The organism is Chimaeribacter sp. YP20170169, assembly GCF_056739715.1.
Genome location: NZ_CP176824.1, coordinates 3,435,910 through 3,454,077 on the forward strand (window position 1 = coordinate 3,435,910; position 18,168 = coordinate 3,454,077).

An 18,168-nucleotide genomic window follows, 5' to 3' on the forward strand; every position below is an offset into this window, starting at 1 on the left:
ACGGAGTGAGGCAGGACGCCAGACACAAAAAAGCCAGACCGGAGTCTGGCTTTCTAATCAGGCGCTGAGCAGCGCGTTCTGGTACTTGTGCAGCATGTCCGCCAGCCGTTGCACCGGCTCGGTAACGTTGCGCGGCGCCTCATACAGCACCAACTTCTGCTGGTACTCATTCAGCTCCTTCAGCATCCGGTTGTAGTAGTAGCGGCGTTTGGCATCGCTTTTGGCCGTTACCACATGGTCGGCGGTGTTACGGATACGTTTGTGGAACGCCGAGAGATCCTCATTGACCGGGATCTCCACCTGCCGCATCCGCTGGTGGGCAATGATCAGCGTCAGCGCCAGCCGGTATTTGGCGATGTCATTCGGGAACATCACCAGCAACTGGTTGAGCTGCTGGTAGAGCGCCGGCAGATGGTTCTCACGGCGGCGCGCCACCTGGGTAGTCAGTGCCGAGACCGCGCTGCTGACCAGCCGGTTGAGCAGCGTGCGCCCGGTGCGCTCCTTGGATTTGTCACGGATCAGCAGGATCACCAGCAGCGCGACGCCCGCGCCAATGAACTGGCCGGTGGCGCTGTCGAGGAAGCTGGTCACGTTAAACTCCATCGGGTTGCTCAGCACCAGAATGTTGATGCTGCCCGCCAACAGGCCCAGGGTGCCGAGCCGCCGCTTCTGCACCTCGATGCCGCAGATAAAAGTCAGCACACCAAGGCAAAGGCAGAGCAGCACCACGCTCTGCTGGGTGGCGGGCAGGAGCAACATGAAGTAGAGCGAGCCGACCGGGATCGCCACCATCATCCCCAGCACGAAGTCCATCGCCATCATGCGTGGGTTGGGTGTACGCATCGCCAGCGCCGTCACCACGGCGATGATCACCATAAAACCGCTGCCGGAAGTCCAGCCCGTCCACAGCCAGAGCAGGCAGCCGAAGGCGGTGGCGGAGAAGGTGCGCAGGCCGTTGATCAGCGCATGGTAACGCTCGGCGGAGGAGGGTTTGACCACCACCACCTCATCATGCAGCACGTTCTCCTCAATGCTGCTGATGCTGCTGTTGGTGCGTACCCCTTTCGCCAGCATCAAATAGCGCGAGGCCGCGCCGACCCAGCTGGTCACAGTCACCGGCGCGGTGGCGTCGTTGGTCAGCAGGTGGCGCAGCATCTTCATGCGTTTGTGCACCTCCACCATGCTCTCCGCTGGCTCATCGAACAGCTGGCGCATCGATTCGGAGATCTCCTCCGGGTGGTTCATCAGGATGAAGTAACTTTCACAGGCTTGGGTGATCATGGTCAGCGACAGGGTATGCATCGCCCGCAGCCGCCGATTGGCGCGCGTCCAGCGGGAGGACTCCATCATCAGGTGGCCACGCATCCCGTTCAGCGCGTTGGTGCTTTTCACCAGATCGCCCCACGCCTTGTCCACCGTCTCGCGCTCGGTGGAGCGCAGGCAGAGCTGCATCAGGCGGTACTGGTCTACCAGCAGCTTCTCCACCAGCCGGTCGATGTCATTTTTGATCGAGCGCGGCGAGAAGAGCAGATCGGCGATCACCGCACTGACGATGCCCAGCACAATCTCGCTACAGCGCTCCACGGCAAACTGGGGCGTTTGCAGCGGCGTGTTGGCGGAGGTGACGACGATAATCAGCGCGGTGTAACCCGCCAGCCCAAGGGCGTAGGAGTTCTCTACCCGCACCAGCGATGACCACCAGGTGCAGAAGCCCGCCCAGATGCAGCAGAGCAGCAGCATCACCACCGGCGCGCGCACGGTGGTGGTGATGATCACCAGCGCCGCCAGACAGCCGATGAAGGTGCCGATGATACGCAGCCAGCCCCGGTGGCGGATGGCCCCGGAGAAAGGCTCGCCACCGGCAACGAAGGCTGGCCCGGCGACCACGATGGCGGCGGTCATTGCTGACCAGCGCGGCGTGACCAGTTCAAGGTGGAACCCCAGAATCAGGGCAAACAGAATGGCGAAGGTCAGTTTGAACGCGAACCGCATACGCGGGAACGGGAATTCAATGTTAAGGCTTCTCATCGCCTCCCCTTAGCCGAACTCACGCAGGCGGTGCAGGAACTGCACGAAGGGCGAAGCCTGTTGCAGGTTGCGATCGTTCGGGCCGGTCAGCACCACGGTGGCGGTGGTGCCAGCCGGGTAAGGGTGGCTCTGGTCGATGTCATCCAAACGGATCTTCACCGGCACGCGCTGTGCCAGCCGCACCCACTCCAGATTGCTGTCGATGGTCGCCAGCCCCTTGCTGTCCACGGTGCTGCTGCTGTTGGTCACGCCTGCGGCGACGCTGTCCACGGTGCCATGCATGATGCGGTTGCTGCCGAGTGGGGTGATCTCCGCGCGGTCACCCACCCGCACCTGCGGCAGTTTGGTCTCTTCCATATAGGCGAGGATGTAGAAGGTGTTCTTCTTCACCAGCGCCACGGCGGTGGAGCCACGGGTGATGAATTCGCCGCCATGCACGCGCAGGTTGGTCACCCAGCCGTCAGCCGGGGCGCGCACGTCGGTACGGGTCAGATCCAGCCGCGCCGAGTCGCGCGTCGCCTCAGCTTTCGCCAGCTGGTGCAGGGTGGTTTGCAGCGAGTTGTTCGCCTGATCGATCTCCTCCTGCGACATCGCCTGCACGCCAAGGCGCACGCGGCGGCCCGCTTCGCGTTTTTTCTCGGCGGCCAGCGCCTGATAGTAGGCCACGTCCGCCTCGGCCTCATCGAGCGCCTGCTGGTAGCGCGGCTTATCGATGGTGAAGAGGATCTGGCCCGCCTTCACCAGCTGGTTATCCATCACCGGTACGGCGGTGACCAGCCCACTGACGTCCGGCGCCAGCCCGACCACATCGGCGGTGAATTTGGCGTCACGGGTCCAAGGGGATTCGGTGTAGAACACCCAGGCACGGAAAATCGCGATGGCCGCCAGGATGACCAACAGCAGGGTGATCGCAATACGGATTATTTTTATGGATAGGGTTTTCACGGAACGGCCTCAGACAAAAAGACAGGAGATCAGATAGAACAAGCAGCAGTACAGCGCGGTGTTGAACAGCGCCGGATGCCAAACAAAATCATAGATCCCGGTGGGTTGCAGCAGTCGTCGCAGGAGGAAAAAGAGGGCCAGCGCGACGATGATCTCGAAGAATACCGGGGGAAACGATAATCCGAAAATTACCATTACCGGAAGCAAACTCATCATTTATTCCTTATTGTTTACTCTACCGGGCTAATGCCTCACCATAACTGCGCACGCGCTTCAGATATTTTAGGCAATATCCGGCTCCCGCCACCGAAAAAAGGTCGGAAACCGAGAATGAAAAGTAAACTGGAGCAACGCGGAGGTGTCGCAGGAAGAACTGATTGACTAAAGATTCGCCTGACGAGAGGCACTTCACCTGTGCCACTATGTTAGCCTGCTTATTTAAGCCTTATCTACCTTATGTGATCTAAATCACTTTTAAGCCAGAGTGAATAATGGAAAGACTGAAACGGATGTCCGTGTTCGCCAAAGTGGTGGAGTGCGGCTCCTTCACGGCCGCGGCGCGGCAGCTGGAAATGAGCGTCTCCTCCATCAGCCAGACCGTCTCCAAACTGGAGAATGAGCTACAGGTGAAGCTACTGAACCGCAGCACCCGCAGCATCGGCCTGACCGAGGCGGGCAAGATCTACTACCAAGGTTGCCGACGCATGTTGCAGGACGTGCTGGAGGTGCATGAGCAGCTCTACGCCTTCAACAATACCCCGACCGGCACGCTGCGCATCGGCAGCTCCTCCACCATGGCGCAAAACGTGCTGGCGAACATGACCGCCGACATGATGCGCGAGTACCCCGGCCTGACGGTCAATCTGGTGACCGGCATCCCCGCGCCAGACCTGATCGCCGATGGGCTGGACGTGGTGATCCGCGTCGGCGCGTTGCAGGACTCCAGCCTCTTCTCGCGCCGCCTCGGCTCGATGCCGATGGTGGTGTGCGCCGCCCGTAGCTACCTCAACCAGCACGGCTCGCCGGAGAAGCCAGCGGACATCGTCAACTTCTCTTGGCTGGAGTACAGCGTACGCCCGGACAGCGAGTTCGAGCTGATCGCGCCAGAGGGCATCACCACCCGCCTCAGCCCGCAGGGGCGTTTCGTCACCAATGATTCACAGACCATGATCCGCTGGCTGAAGGCCGGTGCTGGCATCGCCTACGTGCCGCTGATGTGGATCATCGATGAGATTAACGCCGGGGAGGTGGAGATTCTGTTTGCCCGCTACCACTCCGATCCGCGGCCGGTCTACGCCCTCTATACCGAAAAGGACAAGCTGCCGCTGAAGGTGCAGGTGTGCATCAACTATCTAACGGAGTACTTCAACCACGTCGGTACGCTGTTCCAGCAGTACCGCGAGCAGCGGCCAAGCGAGGAGTGAGGCCCTGCCCGGATGGGCAGGGCCAGAGGATCAGGCGGTGCCGCCCACGGTGAGGGCATCCAGCTTCAGGGTCGGCTGGCCAACGCCGACCGGCAGGCTCTGCCCCTCTTTGCCACAGACGCCTACGCCGCGATCCAGCGCCAGGTCATTGCCGACCATCGAAATCTGCTGCATCGCCTCAATGCCCGAGCCGATCAGGGTTGCGCCCTTCACCGGCTTAGTGATGCGTCCCTTCTCAATCAGGTAGGCCTCGGAGGTCGAGAAGACGAACTTGCCGGAGGTGATATCCACCTGCCCGCCGCCAAAGTTTGGCGCATAGAGGCCGAACTCGACGCTGCTGATGATCTCTTCCGGCGTGGAGCGGCCAGCCAGCATGTAGGTGTTGGTCATGCGCGGCATCGGCAGGTGGGCATAGGACTCACGGCGGCCGTTGCCGGTCGGCGCGACGCCCATCAGGCGGGCGTTCAGTTTGTCCTGCATGTAGCCCTTCAGCACGCCATTCTCAATCAGCACGTTGTACTGACCGGGTACGCCCTCATCATCCACCGCCAATGAGCCGCGCAGGCCCGGCAGGGTGCCGTCATCCACCACGGTGCACAGCTCGGAGGCCACCAGCTCGCCCACCTGTCCGCTGAAGACCGAGGTGCCACGGCGGTTGAAGTCGCCCTCCAGACCGTGGCCTACCGCTTCATGCAGCAGCACGCCCGGCCAGCCCGCGCCCAGCACCACCGGCATCGCGCCAGCCGGTGCCGCCACGGCGGAGAGGTTCACCAGCGCCATGCGCACTGCCTCGCGCGCCCAGGCGTCGGCGCGCACTTCGCCATCCACGCTCTCCAGGAAGAAGTCGTAGCCGAAACGGCCGCCGCCGCCGCTGGAACCGCGCTCGCGCTTGCCATCCTCCTCCACCAGCACGCTGACGGAGAGGCGCACCAGCGGGCGCACATCCGCCGCCAGCGTACCGTCGGTGGCGGCGACCAGTACCGTCTCATAGACGCCGGTCAGGCTGGCGCTCACCTCCTGCACGCGGCGGTCAGCGGCGCGCGCCGCCTTGTCTACGCGGTGCAGCAGGGCAATTTTCTCTTCACGCGGCAGGCTTTGCAGCGGATCAAACAGCGGGTAGAGCGCCTTGTGGCGCACTTCACCCAGCGTATGCACCGTGCCGTTGCCCTGCTCCCGCACGATGTTGCGCGCCGCCTGCGCGCTGAGGTTCAGCGCGTTCAGCGTCAGCTGGTCGGCGTAGGCAAAGCCGGTCTTCTCGCCGCTGACGGCGCGCACGCCGACGCCCTGATCAATGTTGTAGGAGCCATCTTTGATGATGCTGTCTTCAATCACCCAGGCTTCATGGTAGCTGGACTGGAAATAGAGATCGGCATAGTCCAGGCGGCGCTCAGCCAGTTGGCCCAATACCGCCGAGAGGTCTTGGTGAGTAAGGTTGTTCGCAGTAAGTAACTGCTCACTAGCATAGGCCAGGCTCATAGTCTCTTCACTCTTGTTTTAGGGAGATCCGGCGCGGCGCGCCGGCATCTGGACGGTTGCGCCCGGCTACTCATCAGCCTTGACCGCTTTCGGCTGGCGCAACACTTCATTAATTTTGGGTTGATCCACGTTACCACTGATGTGGTAACGAATCAGGGAGATTTTGTTCCACAGCGGCGCCAGCACCTTGCTGGCGGCAAATACCGCGGCCCCAATCACCGGGTTGACCACAAAGGCGGTCGCGACGCCGACGGTGGCGGAGATCTCCGGCGCGATGACCGCTTCCATCTCAATCTGCCGCCGCACCAGATCCACCTGCCCATTCATGGCGATGTCCGCCGCCAGACCATCCACCAGCAGGTCATCGGTATGCAGCACGCCATCCTTGATCCAGATGGTGGCCTTGGCGGAGTCAAAATAGAACCCCTTGCCGAAGGTGTCGCTGAAATCGAGCTGCAATTTGCGCAGCAGGGCGTCGAAACTGACCAGCCGTAGCAACTGGCCAGCGCGGCCACCGCCGAGGTCAGCGATTTCACCCTTGCCAAACCGGGTGTTGAGCGTGCCATTGAGCGTGGCCACCGCTGGCTGCCAGGGCGCGCCCTGCCAGTGCAGATCGAAGGCGACATCAAACGGCGCCTCTTTTACCGGTGTGGAGAGGCCAAACCAGCTGACGGCATCATCCACCCGTGCGCCGTTCAGCTTGCCCTTCAGGCTGGTGCGCTCGCTCTGCGCGCCCTGCTGCCACTGCCCATCCACCGTCAGGCGCAGCTTGCCGGTGTCCACCAGCCCGTGGCTCAGCACCAGCGTATCGCCACCCGGCGTCAGGTCGCCCTCCACCCGGCCAACGTTCTGGCCGTAGAACCAGCAGGATTGGCAGCGCAGCCGCAGCGCTGGCCAGTCGCGGAAAGAGACGCGGTTGCGGCCGAAGGGATGGGTTACTGTGCCGCCCGCTGGCGCACCGGCCTCACTAAATTGAGGATTATAATAAAGATAGCGGATGTCAGCCTGCCAGGGCGCATTTTCGGCGATTTTCAGCGTGCCGTCCGCCTCTTTGGCCTTCGCCCGCAGCAGCATCCCCCCCAGTTGCTGCTCATTCTCCACCGACACCTCATGCCAGCGCTGGCCGCCCGCCGTCAGCTCCGGCGTGGTGAGCGACACTTGTTTCGGGAAGGTGAAGTGCGGCAGGGAGGTGCCGCCCTTGCCGGAAGCCTGTTGCGGCGAGATGAGCGCCAACCAGCTTTCGCCATCCAGCGGCGGCAGGTCGAGGTGCAGGCTACTCTCCGGCGGCAGCGGCGGGATCTGGTTGCCCGCGCGCCATGCCGCGCGGTCGAGGGTGATGCCCTGACCCAGCATCCAGCGGCTGTTAAAGGCGTTTTTCTCGCCGACGCGTCCACCCATCACAAAGCCGTTGAGGCCGCCTTTGGCGGTCAGGTTGAGCGCCAAAGGCGTACCGGCCTCTTTCGCCAGCGGCGCAGGTAAGTGACTGCTCACTTCTTTCAGGTTGGCTGTTGCCTCTACGTCATAATGCGCCTGCCCCCGGTGCGGCAGGGTAATGCCCACCTGGCTTTTCCAGGCGGCGTGACCGCCCAGCGCCTCTGCCGCGGCCTGTGGCAGGCCAGGCAGTTTGGCTGGCAGCCAGTCGCCCGCCAGATTGACGCCAATCTTCATGCTCTCCGGCTGCTCCTGGGTGGAGAAGTCCACCTGCAACGGCTGGCCGAACCAGACGCCGTTCATCGGCTGGCTCTGGAGGTTGCCGTTGTCATAGTGGAAGGTGCCGCTCAGGTCAGCAATGGTGGTGTTCAGCGGCTTGATCAGCAGGCTGTTGCGCGCGAGCGCCACCTCGCCGCTCGCGCGCACCTGCTGGCCATCCAAGGGGATGTCGAGGTGCAGCCGCCCGTTGACCTCGCCGCCAATCTGCAATTGATCGAGCGCCGCGCCCAGCGAGCCTTTTAGCGGCGTCTGGTTGAAGTAGTTGCCCACCTCCCTGCCCTCGCCGCGAATGTCGGCGTCAATCAGCAGTTTGCGCTTCAGGTAGTCCGGGATGGCGGCGGCCACATTGTTGCCAGCGACCTGCCCCAGCATGGTGTGCGGCGCTTTCATAAACAGGCCATCGTTGACGAAGTTGAGGTCAATCGCCAGATCCTGCAACGCTGGCCAGCCGGGCTGGAACTGGAAGGTCGAGTGGCGTAGCGGCACATAGACCTGGAACTGGCCCTGATTGCGCTTGTAGGGGAACTGGCCAGGGTCGCCAGCGTAGACCAGCGTGGCGTTCTCCACCTGCCCGCCCTGAATCGCGCCACTCAGGTAGTTGACCAGCCCTTTGCCCATCAGCGGTTCCGGGAAGTAGCGCCAGGCGTCGGCGGCATCATACAGCCGGATGCCGGAGAGGATTTTCAGCCACGGCTCGCCCTTCGCGGGCTGCGCGTAGTGGAAGTCACCGGTGGCCCACAGCGAGCGCGCCTGCACGTCAAGCCCGGTGCCCGCCAACTCGAAGCCATCGCTGTCACTGCGCCAGCTCAGGCTGCCGCGGGCGCGCTGCACCTCCAGCGGCGCGCGGAACATCTCGCCATAGGGCAGCACGCTGTCATTGAGATCGAGATCCAGCCGCCCCTGCGGCACACTGCCGGAGAGCGTGCCGGCAAAGTGGTTGACACCCGGCACCAGTTTCCAGTGCTGCCAGCTGACGTCATGCCAGCGCGCCTGAAAGCGCGTCTGGTCTGGCTGCTTCAACGGAATGTCCAGCGCCAGCGCATCGATGTGGCCGCTGGGTTTCAGGTCATTCCAGCGCGCCAGCAGGTTAGGCGAGAGGAACGCCAGCGCTGGCAGCAGCGGCCCCAGCCGCTCAATGCGCACGTCGCGGGTACGCAGGCGCAGCTCCTCACTCTGTGACGGGCCAAGGAAGTCGCGGTTCTCCGGCAGCCACAGCGCCGACACCCCGCCCTCCGGCCACGGCTGGCCATCGGTTTGCAGCCGCACCTGCGGCACGGTGAACAGCCAGCCGCGCCCGTGGCGCGTCGCCTGCAACGCCAGTTCGCCAACGTTAAGCTGGTGCGGCTGGCCGTCGATGTTCCAGCGCGCCTCACCCTGCTTCACCCGCAGGTCACCGCTGGCAATCTCGCCGTTCTGCACCTCCAGCCAGGCGGCCATGCTGATGTTGCCGGTTTGCAGGCCGGTGTTCTTGCGCAGCCAGCGGCTCAGCCACGGCTTGAGGTCAATACCATCCGCCTGAAGGTAGAGTTTGCCGCGATCCAGCCGCCCTTCGCTGTCGCGCAGATCCATGCGCAACTGCACCACGCCATGCTGGCCGGTGAAGGTGGAGAGGCTGATCTGCCCCTCGGCGCGGTGGCGGTCGGCGCGGTTGAGCCAGGTAAGTTGCGGGACGTCAAACACCGCACGCGGCCCGGAGGGGGTGAGGAAGGAGATACGGCTGTTGCGCAGGTCGAAGTGATCCACCTGCTGGAGGAACAGGGTGCTGAGGGTGTCAGGCTCAATGGCGTTGCCCTGACGGTCACGGCCGCCCAGCGTGCTGTCGAAATCGAGCTTCAGGCCGTAGAGGGTGAGGTCACGGAACTGCCAGCGGCCATGCAGCAGCGACTGCCAGACATCCAGCGCCAGCGTGGCGCGATCCAGCTGCCAGGAGGCGTCCGGCAGGCGCGCGCTCAGCCCCTGCACCTCCAGCGTCGGGCCGAAAGTCTCCCAGCGGCCGGAGAGCGCGGCAATCTTGACCGGCACCCCGCTCACCGCCTCGATCTTCTCCAGCAGCTGTGGCCGGAAGGTGTCAAGCTTGGGCAGGATCAACCGTAGGCCACTGATCGACAACGCCCCCGCCACAACGACCGTGGCGCAGGTGGTTAACAGTATTCCCGGCACTCGCCTCACGTGTATCTCCTTGTTACCCCGCACCTGCGGCGGGATAGACATTCATTCAGTTTTACAGCCACGTGCGACGCAGAGGCAACAAAGGGGCGGCCGCAGCCGCCGGGGGGCAGGTCACATCATGACCACATCAAATTGTTCCTGATTATAGAGCGGTTCGATCTGCACCTTCACCTGCTTGCCAACGAAGATCTCCACCTCGGCCAGCGCGTGGGACTCCTCACCCTTCAGCGCCTCGCCCACCGCCGGGGAGGCGTAGACCAGGAAGCGGTCAGCGTCATAGGCGTGGTGCACCCGCACGATTTCACGCAGGATCTCATAGCAGACGGTCTCCACGGTTTTCAGCGTGCCGCGGCCGTGGCAGGTCGGGCACTCGCCGCACAGCACGTGCTCCACGCTCTCCCGCGTGCGCTTGCGGGTCATCTCCACCAGCCCCAGCTGCGAGAAGCCGTTGACGCTGGTCTTCACCCGGTCTTTGCTCAGCGCCTGCTCCAGCGAGTGCAGCACCCGTCGGCGGTGATCCTCATTGTTCATGTCGATGAAGTCGATGATGATGATGCCGCCGAGGTTGCGCAGCCGCAGTTGGCGGGCGATCGCCTGCGTCGCCTCCACGTTGGTGTTGAAGATGGTCTCATCCAGGTTGCGGTGGCCGACAAACGCCCCGGTGTTGATGTCGATGGTGGTCATCGCTTCGGTCTGGTCGATGATCAGGTAACCGCCCGACTTCAGCTCCACCTTGCGCTCCAGCGCCCGCTGGATCTCGTTCTCCACGTCGTAGAGATCGAAGATCGGCTGCTTGCCGGTGTAGTGCTCCAGCTTGTTGGTCAGCTCCGGCATGTACTCGGCGGTGAACTCCATCAGCAGATCGTAGGTCAGGCGTGAGTCCACGCGAATGCGATCCAGCGCCGCGCCAGCAAAGTCACGCAGGATGCGTTGCGCCAGCGCCACCTCGCCGTAGAGTTTGCACTTGGTGATATTGCGTTTTTTGCGCTCAGTGACCTTAGTCCACAAGCGTTTGAGGAAGGCGGCATCCTGCTTCAATTCCTCCTCACCGACGCCTTCGGCGGCGGTGCGGATGATGAAGCCGCCCTGATCGTCGCAGTAGGCGGCAACAATCTTCTTCAGCCGGTTGCGCTCCGCCTCGCTCTCAATGCGCTGGGAGACGCCGACGTGCGCCGCGCCCGGCATGAAGACCAGATAGCGGGATGGCAGGGTGATGTCAGTGGTGAGGCGCGCGCCCTTGGTGCCGAGCGGATCTTTCACCACCTGCACCATCAGGTCTTGCCCCTGGCGCACCAATTCGGCGATGTCGCGCACATGGAAATTTTTCCGCTCATCGCCCGCCACGCACTCGGTGTGCGGCATGATGTCGGAGGCGTGCAGGAAGGCCGCCTTGTCGAGGCCGATGTCCACGAAGGCCGCCTGCATTCCCGGCAGGACGCGGCTGACGCGCCCTTTATAGATGTTGCCGGCGATGCCGCGCTTGGCCTCGCGCTCAATGTGAATCTCTTGCAGCGTCCCGCCGTCGATATAGGCGACGCGGGTTTCGGATGGCGTAATGTTTACCAGCAATTCAGCGGTCATGGTCTCTCCTTACCTTGCGGACTGCCATAAACTGGCCGTACAGCTCCTGTGTCTCCACCAGCGGCAAGCCCACCACCGCCGGATAACTGCCGCGAATCTCGCGGACAAAGCAACCGCCTTTTCCCTGAATGCCATAGGCGCCCGCCTTGTCCATCGGCTCGCCGCTGGCAATGTAACGCTGGATCTCTTCATCGGTGACCACCCGGAAGGTGACCTCCGTGACCACCAGCGCACAGAGCAGATCCTCGCGGTCGGCGAAGGCCACCGCGGTCATCACCTGATGCCGCTTGCCGGAGAGCGCATGCAGCATCTGCGCGGCATGGGCGGCATCCCGCGGCTTCTCCAGCACCTGGTTATCCAATACCACGATAGTATCAGAACCGAGCACCGGCAAATCCTGCGGTGCGACAGCGACGCCAGCGCGTGCTTTGTCCTGCGCCAGCCGGCGCACGTAGCCCTCTGGCGTTTCGTAGGGGTGGCGCACCTCCTCCACCTCCGCGCTCAGGCGCTCGAAAGGGATCTCCAGCAGGGAAAGCAGTTCATACCGCCGCGGTGAGGCGGAGGCCAGATAGAGTGAAGTCATGTCGCTCCTCATTGCACAGCAAATTTGCGGCGGATCTTACGCATCAACAGGAACAGCCACGGCCACAATATGCCGTCTACCACACTACTCCAGAATCCTTCCGGCCGGGATGAGACGTTTATCACCAAAAATTCCGCCCAGAACACCATCACGTGCATCGCCAGCGACAGCAGCATCACAATCAGCGCCTGTTGCCAGAGCGCCATATTGCGGAACAGTTGGAACTTGAACGCCACCAGATAGGCGATGATGCCCAGCGCCAGCGCCCGCACCCCGAGGGTGGAGCCAAGGATCAGGTCAATCACCAGCCCGAGGATAAAGCCCGTGCCGACGTTGACCCGGTGTGGCAGCGCCATCACCCAGTAGATCAAAATCAGCGTCAGCCATGAGGGCCGGAACATGTAGATCTGCTCCGGCCACGGCATGATTTGCAGCAGCATGGCGACAAAGAACGAGATCCAGATGATCCAGCGCCCGTGGCTGCGGTAACGGTTCATGGCCGCGCCCCTGTGGTCGGCGCGGTGCCCGCGGCGGGCTGCGCGGCAGCCGGAGCCGGCGGCCCGGCCACCTCACCGGGACGCGGCAGCACCTGCGGCATCATCTGCGTCAGGCGCTCATTGGCGACGCGGTGCACCTCCTCCGGGGAGAGCGGCAGGTCGCCATTGCGATCTGAGCCCCAGAGCAGCAGCAGGTAGCGCAGACGTTGCAGGCCAGCAGTGGGCCGTGCCTGAATCACCGTGTAGGCGCGCTGGTTATCGACCTTCACCGAAGAGACCACCGCCACCGGGTAACCCTCGGGGAAGCGGCCGCCAAGGCCAGAGGTGACCAGCACGTCGCCGACGCGGATGTCCGTGTTGCTCGGCAGGTGCTCTAGTTGCAGATCATCGGCGCAGCCGCTGCCAGCAGCAATCACGCGGATGTCATTACGCAGCACCTGAATCGGCAGCGCGTGCGAGGCGTCGCAGATCAGCAGCACGCGGCTGGTGAACTTGGCAACGGCCACCACCTGCCCCACCACGCCCTTGTCGCTGATCACCGGCTGGCCCTCGTAGACGCCATTGTCCGCGCCCTTGTCGATCACCACCTGGTCACTGTAGGGGTCGGTGCCGGTCGAAATCACCTGCGTCACCATCTTCTGCTCATCCTGGCGCAGCGGCGAGCCAAGCAGCTCGCGCAGGCGGGCGTTCTCCTGCTTGAACTGGCCGAGCAGCAGCAGGTCACTGTTTTTCAGCAGCAACTCCTGACGCAGCGCACGGTTCTCCAGCTCCAGTTGCTGGCGAGTAGCCAGGGTATCGGAGACGCTGTCCAGCAGTTTGCGCGGGCCATTGGAGAGGAAGTAGAAGGGGCTGACGGCCGTATCCATATAGGTACGGATCTTCATGAAAGTACCGAGGCGGCTGTCGGCAATGATCAGGGCGATCGCCGCGACAATCGCCAGAAAGAGACGTAATTGCAGGGAAGGCCCCCTGCTAAAAATCGGCTTCATAAATTATGCGGGTTCCTCGACAACAGAAGGGGTTAGCCACACGGCGTGAAAGCCGTTCACGCACAGGAATACAGGGTAATCGGGCAGGTCGGCGCGCCCTGGCGGGCGCGCCTCATTCACTGCACGGCTGTTCGTGTCGCATTGCCCTTCCCGGGGCTGATGACTGCGCGGATTACTCTTCGCTGAACAGATCGCCGCCGTGCATGTCGATCATTTCCAATGCCTTGCCGCCGCCGCGCGCCACGCAGGTCAGTGGGTCTTCCGCCACCACCACCGGGATGCCGGTCTCTTCCATCAGCAGGCGATCGAGGTTACGCAGCAGTGCGCCACCGCCGGTCAGCACCATGCCGCGCTCGGAGATGTCAGAGGCCAGCTCTGGCGGGCACTGCTCCAGCGCCACCATCACCGCGCTGACGATGCCGGTCAGCGGCTCTTGCAGGGCTTCCAGGATCTCATTGGAGTTCAGGGTAAAGCCGCGTGGCACGCCCTCAGCCAGGTTACGGCCGCGCACTTCAATCTCACGCACTTCGTCGCCCGGATAGGCGGAACCGATCTCGTGTTTGATGCGCTCTGCGGTGGCTTCGCCAATCAGTGAGCCATAGTTGCGGCGCACGTAATTAATGATAGCTTCGTCAAAACGGTCACCGCCAATGCGCACGGAAGAGGAGTAGACCACGCCGTTGAGCGAGATCACCGCCACTTCGGTGGTGCCGCCGCCGATATCCACCACCATCGAACCGGTGGCTTCGGAGACTGGCAGGCCCGCGCCGATGGCGGCTGCCATCGGTTCTTCAATCAGGAACACCTCACGCGCGCCCGCACCCTGCGCGGATTCACGGATGGCGCGGCGCTCAACCTGGGTGGCGCCCACCGGCACACACACCAGCACACGCGGGCTTGGGCGCATAAAGCTGTTGCTATGGACCTGTTTGATGAAGTGCTGAAGCATTTTTTCAGTCACAAAGAAGTCAGCAATCACGCCATCTTTCATCGGGCGGATGGCCGCGATGTTACCGGGAGTACGCCCCAGCATCTGTTTGGCATCGTGACCGACGGCGGCCACGCTTTTCGGGGAACCGGCACGATCCTGGCGAATGGCCACGACCGAAGGTTCGTTCAGTACAATGCCTTGCCCTTTAACATAAATCAGGGTATTGGCCGTACCCAGGTCGATGGACAAGTCATTGGAAAACATGCCACGGAATTTCTTAAACATAACGAAAGGATAATCCTGCAAGCTGGGGGCGGAAAATAAAATCCGCCTACTTTACCAACCACGCGAAGCAGCGACAAGGCGCATAAAGATTCTGCTCCGGTGAAAAAATAGTCTGCGATGTTGACAATTTATCAGCCATAAAACAAGGACTCTGCCGTTTTTTTGGCACCGCTCGCCGCGCATCCTGCCCGACAAGCCATAAAGGTGGTCACACCACACAGTAAAAATCATAATTCCCGCCATAGGCAGCGTTGGTAGGTACTCACCAACGCCCCTCTCCTCGGGCTGGCTCATTCTACGTCAATTCGTTCCATTCGATCAGCGTAATGCTACCAGTTGAACGAATATTTTTTGTTGCTTCTTTCGACAAGCTCTGCCCGCGCGAAATAATCGCCCTGCCCACCGTGGATCCCCTTGTCGAGCAGCGTTTGCCACTCCTCCGCCGTCCTGACGCCGGCGGCAAACAGTCGAACCTGGGTGCCAGCGCAGGCATCCGCCAGGCTCTGCACAAACAGCTGGTTCTCCACCCGCCGATCGATGCTGCGCACCAGCCCAGGATGGAGCTTCACCAGCTCAATCGGCAGGGTCTTGATGTAGGCGGAGCTGACTACCGTCAGGCCCGCCTGCGCCACCGCGATCCGGCAGCCCAGCCCACGCAGCAGGCGCAGCACCGGACGCAGCCGGTCGATGTGTTGACAGAGATCCGCCTCCGCAAGTTCAATCAATATGCGCTGGCGCTGGCTTTTTTCACATTGCAGCAACGTGTCACGCAGCCACTGCCGGAAAGCGCGCTGTAACAAGGCGTCCACCGTCAGCGGGCAGGCCAGCGTCTCCTCCGGCCACTCCGCCAGCAGCGGCAGGATCTGGCCGAGGGTGTGGCGGTCATAGCTTTGGGCCAGCCCAAACAGCATGGCATAGGGGAGGAACTCCGCCGCCAGCAGCTCCTGCTCGCCATCAAAGATGCGCCGCAAAATCTCGATATGGTGGCGCTGGCCGTCACGCGCCAGCGCCGGTTTGTAGTAGAGCCGCAGGCCATCGCGCGCCAGCACGCTCTCCAGCAGCGTGCGCCACTTGACGCTGCCGCGGCCGCGCTCCGGCACCCGGTCATCATGCACGATCCAGCCATTGCTGCCCTGTAGCGAGGCGAGCCGCGCCGCCTGCCCGGCGTTGTCCATCACCTCCTCCGCCGACTGGCCGAAGCGGTAGACGCTGATGCCAATATAGAGCAGCGCGTCGCGATCGATCGCCGGGTGGGTTGGCAGCACGCCCACCGCATTTACCAGCTGCGCCGCCATCACCTCCCCCTCCTTCAGCGTGCTGTGCGGCAATAGCACCGCGAAATCGCTGAGGAAGTAGCGCGCCAGCAGCGCCGAGGGGAAGCGCATCACAAAGGTGGAGAGCAGGTTGACCACCGCGTTCAGCAGATCCTGCGCCTGCGGCTGGCCATGCACGTCACGCAGGGTGTCAAAATCGGGCAGGCGGATCACCATCACCACGCCGTGCGCCCCCTCATCCTCCAGCTGGGTGGTGAGCTGGTTGTCGAAGAAGATGCGGTTATTGAGGCCGGTAGAGGCATCCTGCGCCGCGAAGGCGCGGATCAGGGTGTCCACCCGGCTGCGTGCCTCCTGGGCATCGCGCAATTCACGCAGCAGGTGATCGAGCGCGCCACTCACCACTGGCGGCCACTCCTGCATGTTGCCTTGCATCACACTGTCGCGCTCGCCGCGCAGGATCTGCCGCGCCCGCGTCTCCAGCAGCTCATAGCCACGGATCTGCCGGCTCAGCCAGCGGTAGCTAACCAGCAGCACGCCTATCATGGTGATGATCGCCAGACTCACCGGCAGCGACGTTTGCAGCGAGTGGGTGAAGTTGGCGAAGGGATCGGGATAGGTCATTTGCAGGGTGGAGCCGGGGTGCTGCATCAGCGGCACCTTCACCACCCGCCAGGCATAGTGGGCCGGTGGGCGGCGGCGGTCGGGCGGCAGGGCCAGGTGGTAGTAGACGTGGCCGCTGTTGATCACGCTCACTTCGCTCACCCCGACGGTACGCATCGCCAGCGGCAGCCAGTTGGGCACCGAGCCGGGCGGCTGGGTCAACAGCCCCTGATCAAAAGTGGTGGCAAACGACTGGAGGCGCGACTGCATACGCTGCTGGCTGAGGGTGAAAAAACTAAACGCGCTTCCCAGCAGCATCAGCAACATTGCCAAGGCCACCAACAGCGTAATGAAAGCGGAAAGTTTGGTTGTGAATCGCATCCCTGAGCCTTGCGTACCGTGGTTAAGTGGAAGGGCAGTCCCCCTGCGGGCCGCTACTATAAAATAAAACAGGTTCCAGAACGTATGAAAAGAGACCGTTTGCGAGGCCTCTCCCAAAGTGGGGCGGCACGCTTTTTTGTCCTGCCTCATGCTGCCCGGCAAGTAAAGCGTTTATATTCATAAAGAGACAACTTATTTGGCTAAAAATTCATCTTTATTATGAGAGGTGGTATGAAAGCGCTTTTGCTTGAGCAGCAAGGAACCCCAGCCCGCGTGCAGGAGATTGACGCCGCACGCCTGCCTGAGGGCGACGTCACGGTGCAGGTGGCATGGTCTGGCCTGAACTATAAGGATGCGTTGGCCATCACCGGCAAGGGCAAGATTGTGCGCAACTTCCCGATGGTGCCGGGGATCGACTTCGCGGGCACGGTGCGGGAGAGCCGCGACAGCCGTTTCCGCGCGGGCCAGCAGGTGGTGCTGACCGGCTGGGGCGTGGGCGAGAACCATTGGGGCGGGCTGGCCGAGCAGGCGCGGGTAAAGGCGGATTGGCTGGTGGCGCTGCCGCCGATGCTGGAGGCGCGCCAGAGCATGATCATCGGCACCGCCGGCCTGACCGCCATGCTCTGCGTGATGGCGCTTGAGGAGGGCGGCGTCACGCCGGAGAGCGGCGAGGTGCTGGTCACCGGGGCCAGCGGCGGCGTCGGCAGCACAGCGGTGGCGCTGCTGGCGCAGCTCGGCTATCAAGTGACGGCGGTCAGCGGCCGCACCAGCACCCACGACTACCTGCGCGAACTGGGGGCCAGCAACATCCTGCCGCGTGAGACCTTCTTTGAGGCGGCGCGCCCACTGGAGAGCCAGCGCTGGGCTGGCGCGATTGACACCGTGGGCGACCGCCTGCTGGCCAGCGTGCTGGCGCAGATGAACTATAACGGCGTGGTCGCTGCCTGCGGTCTGGCGGGCGGCTACCTGCTGCCCACTACCGTCATGCCCTTCATTTTGCGCAATGTGCGCCTGCAGGGCATTGACTCGGTGCGCGCGCCGTTGCACCGCCGCCAGACAGCTTGGGAGCGGTTGGCCACTATCCTGCCGACGCGCTTCTACCAGCAGGCCGCCACCGAGATCGAGCTGGAGGCGGTGCCGGAGGCGGCGACGGCGCTGATGGAGAACCGCATCACCGGCCGTACGCTGGTGCGAATCGGCGGCTAAAGGGTCACATTAGGCACAAAGTTGTAACAAATGCGCGGACACCGCTCGCGGAAACTCCCTAAAAGGCGATAATTTAGAGGTTATCGCCT

13 protein-coding genes are annotated in these 18,168 nt (G+C 62.8%); 2 read left to right on the forward strand and 11 right to left on the reverse strand.

Annotated features, from left to right (window positions below; all coding sequences use genetic code 11):
- Positions 1-57 precede the first annotated feature (57 nt).
- From aaeB to aaeX, 3 genes are read right to left on the reverse strand one after another with little or no spacing between them, the layout of a single operon-like run.
- The gene (gene aaeB, locus ACK3SD_RS15710) at positions 58-2,028 is read right to left on the reverse strand and encodes a p-hydroxybenzoic acid efflux pump subunit AaeB (RefSeq protein WP_137764486.1); all 1,971 of its coding nucleotides are present in this window, start codon (positions 2,026-2,028) and stop codon (positions 58-60) included.
- A gap of 9 nt (positions 2,029-2,037) precedes the next feature.
- Positions 2,038-2,973: a p-hydroxybenzoic acid efflux pump subunit AaeA gene (gene aaeA / locus ACK3SD_RS15715; protein WP_481126096.1), complete on the reverse strand. Its 936-nt coding sequence runs from the start codon at positions 2,971-2,973 to the stop codon at positions 2,038-2,040.
- Between the two features lie 9 nt (positions 2,974-2,982).
- Positions 2,983-3,186 carry a p-hydroxybenzoic acid efflux pump operon protein AaeX gene (gene aaeX, locus ACK3SD_RS15720; RefSeq protein WP_137765035.1) on the reverse strand — a complete coding sequence of 68 codons (204 nt, stop codon included), beginning with the start codon at positions 3,184-3,186 and terminating at the stop codon, positions 2,983-2,985.
- A gap of 278 nt (positions 3,187-3,464) precedes the next feature.
- On the opposite strand from aaeX, the gene aaeR reads away from it, so the two are divergent.
- Positions 3,465-4,397, forward strand: a complete 933-nt coding sequence (gene aaeR / locus ACK3SD_RS15725; protein ID WP_481126097.1) for an HTH-type transcriptional activator AaeR — start codon at positions 3,465-3,467, stop codon at positions 4,395-4,397.
- Between the two features lie 30 nt (positions 4,398-4,427).
- Here the strand turns inward: aaeR and tldD are convergent, their stop codons facing one another.
- From tldD to csrD, 8 genes are all read right to left on the reverse strand, one after another.
- Complete coding sequence (gene tldD / locus ACK3SD_RS15730; protein WP_137764489.1) at positions 4,428-5,873, reverse strand: metalloprotease TldD; 1,446 nt, start codon at positions 5,871-5,873, stop codon at positions 4,428-4,430.
- 66 nt (positions 5,874-5,939) lie between these two features.
- Complete coding sequence (gene yhdP / locus ACK3SD_RS15735; RefSeq protein ID WP_481126098.1) at positions 5,940-9,752, reverse strand: AsmA2 domain-containing protein YhdP; 3,813 nt, start codon at positions 9,750-9,752, stop codon at positions 5,940-5,942.
- A gap of 111 nt (positions 9,753-9,863) precedes the next feature.
- The gene (rng, locus tag ACK3SD_RS15740) at positions 9,864-11,333 is read right to left on the reverse strand and encodes a ribonuclease G (RefSeq protein WP_481126099.1); all 1,470 of its coding nucleotides are present in this window, start codon (positions 11,331-11,333) and stop codon (positions 9,864-9,866) included.
- Positions 11,323-11,916 carry a Maf family protein gene (locus ACK3SD_RS15745; RefSeq protein WP_137764492.1) on the reverse strand — a complete coding sequence of 198 codons (594 nt, stop codon included), beginning with the start codon at positions 11,914-11,916 and terminating at the stop codon, positions 11,323-11,325. The genes rng and ACK3SD_RS15745 overlap by 11 nt, the downstream gene beginning before the upstream one ends.
- An 8-nt stretch (positions 11,917-11,924) precedes the next feature.
- On the reverse strand, positions 11,925-12,413 hold the full coding sequence (mreD, locus tag ACK3SD_RS15750; protein WP_481126100.1) for a rod shape-determining protein MreD: 489 nt from the start codon (positions 12,411-12,413) through the stop codon (positions 11,925-11,927).
- Complete coding sequence (gene mreC / locus ACK3SD_RS15755) at positions 12,410-13,402, reverse strand: rod shape-determining protein MreC (protein WP_481126101.1); 993 nt, start codon at positions 13,400-13,402, stop codon at positions 12,410-12,412. The genes mreD and mreC overlap by 4 nt, the downstream gene beginning before the upstream one ends.
- Positions 13,403-13,574: 172 nt before the next feature.
- Complete coding sequence (gene mreB, locus ACK3SD_RS15760; protein WP_003855260.1) at positions 13,575-14,618, reverse strand: rod shape-determining protein MreB; 1,044 nt, start codon at positions 14,616-14,618, stop codon at positions 13,575-13,577.
- Between the two features lie 329 nt (positions 14,619-14,947).
- Positions 14,948-16,873: an RNase E specificity factor CsrD gene (csrD, locus tag ACK3SD_RS15765; protein ID WP_481126102.1), complete on the reverse strand. Its 1,926-nt coding sequence runs from the start codon at positions 16,871-16,873 to the stop codon at positions 14,948-14,950.
- Positions 16,874-17,104: 231 nt separating this feature from the next.
- On the opposite strand from csrD, the gene acuI reads away from it, so the two are divergent.
- On the forward strand, positions 17,105-18,079 hold the full coding sequence (acuI, locus tag ACK3SD_RS15770) for an acrylyl-CoA reductase (NADPH) (protein ID WP_481126103.1): 975 nt from the start codon (positions 17,105-17,107) through the stop codon (positions 18,077-18,079).
- Positions 18,080-18,168: the final 89 nt, after the last annotated feature.